This is a genomic window from Inhella sp. (assembly GCF_027532025.1).
Classification (GTDB): domain Bacteria; phylum Pseudomonadota; class Gammaproteobacteria; order Burkholderiales; family Burkholderiaceae_C; genus Inhella.
On record NZ_JAPZSY010000071.1, the window covers coordinates 1 to 1678 of the forward strand.

Consider the following 1678-nt stretch of genomic DNA (forward strand, 5'->3'; position numbering starts at 1 on the left):
TCGGGCTACCGGTTCCGACGCCTGCCGGCCTCATGCCGCCAGACGCGGGAAGACAACCCGACGGTTGACTTGTAGTCTGCGGATTGAGGTCGGCCGCATATCAAATCAACAACTTACGCGCCGTAAGTGTCGAACTTGGGAGCCTCGAGCCAGCAATGCCAAACCGAACTGCACAGAAGGACCGCTAGAGCGGGCTCCTTGGTTCAATTCGAAATGGATTCGTGGGCGCGGGAACGTGGATTGACGCGCAGGGATACGCGAGGTCGCGCACCCAAAGATCAGGACAGGCTCGTCGCCTGCACTTCACGCGCCGTCCTGGTCAGACCCTGTGCACCGCGGCCGATCCCAGCCAGGGGCAGGTCCGCATCGAGCGCGACGCCCAGGGCCGCGAGATCTTCCACTGGCGCTGGGCCAACGGCCGCACCCTGGTCTTTAGTTCCCAGGGTCAGTCTTGCCTTTTGCCACCAAGCGCCCGGCCCGATAGCGCGACGCCCTCACCCCCTCACCGCCGACTGAACCGCCCCACCACCTGCGCCGAGCCCAGCGCCAGCCCCAGCAGCGCCGCCGCGCCCAGCATCACGCCGGCGAGCCCCTGTGGGTGGGCGAATGCCTACAGGCAGTGGTTCGGTGGCAGATCAGTTCGCCCCACTGGGGCTGTAGCTCAGCGCCGAGCATTCAAAAAAGCGCGGAAAGTGTCGCGAGCCTGCACACTGTTGAACAGTGCCGTGTGGCCCAGCCCCTGCAATTCCAGCACTTGAACCCCGCTGCAGTTCGTACAGGCCTGCACTCGCTGCTTGAATCCGGGCCAAACCGCCATCTGGGTCAGGCGTGCATCTTCGAGGCCCTGCACAAACAGAATGTCGGAAAGATACCCCTGTGTGAAGTGACCCAGCGAGCGCGCGGTGTAGGCCCCCGGATTCACCGCCGTTGTCCCGTAGGCCAGACGAAGGCGCGTGCAATGCTCACCCGTGGGGATGGTGCCTTCCTCCTCAAGGCGGCAGCGGTGCACGAGATCAATCGGGCCGGGTGCATTGGCGATGACACCACGGGTCGGATGCATCGTGTTGAGCCGCGTGACCAAGTAGCCCCCTTGAGAGTGGCCGCCAAGAAAGATGTGGCGAATCTGCAGGCCCAACGCGCTCGCCGCCTGTTGCTTCACCCACAGCAGCCCCGCCTCGGCCTGCACGATGTTGTCACCAATGAGCAGGTTTTGCTCCGGGTAGGCGACGCTCACCAGCATCACGGTGGGGTCGTCCAGCAGGCCTCGGAACGCGTCCAGTGTGTCCTGAGCGGCCTGCATCACCAAGGCATCCTGCATCACCGTCCCGTGATAAACCACCAAGACATCAAACGCATTGCCCGCCGGCTTGTCGATCACCACATCCACCGAAACCCCTTGGTGAGCCACCTTCAGCGTGCCTCGCCACGCTGGTGCTGGTGCTGGTGCTGGTGCTGGTGCCGGGACGGGGGCCGGCGCGGGCGGGGGCGGCGCAGGGGTGGGCACGGGGGCTGGCGCTGGCGTGGACGGGGCGTCACCGCCACCGCCGCCACAGGCGCCCAAAGCGAGCATCACGCTCAGACTCAGCAAGCCCGCCCAGTGTGGGCGGCGTGGCTTGGAGCACAGCTGCAGATTCGGCTTCATGGGCGCTTCTTTCGATCTGCGGCGGCTTGAACGATC

The 1678-nt window shown here is 65.3% G+C and carries 1 protein-coding gene; it reads right to left on the minus strand.

Features of this window, described 5'->3' with window-relative positions:
* Positions 1 to 661 precede the first annotated feature (661 nt).
* Positions 662 to 1387, minus strand: a complete 726-nt coding sequence (locus O9335_RS10350; RefSeq protein ID WP_298387542.1) for a hypothetical protein — start codon at positions 1385 to 1387, stop codon at positions 662 to 664.
* Positions 1388 to 1678 lie beyond the last annotated feature (291 nt).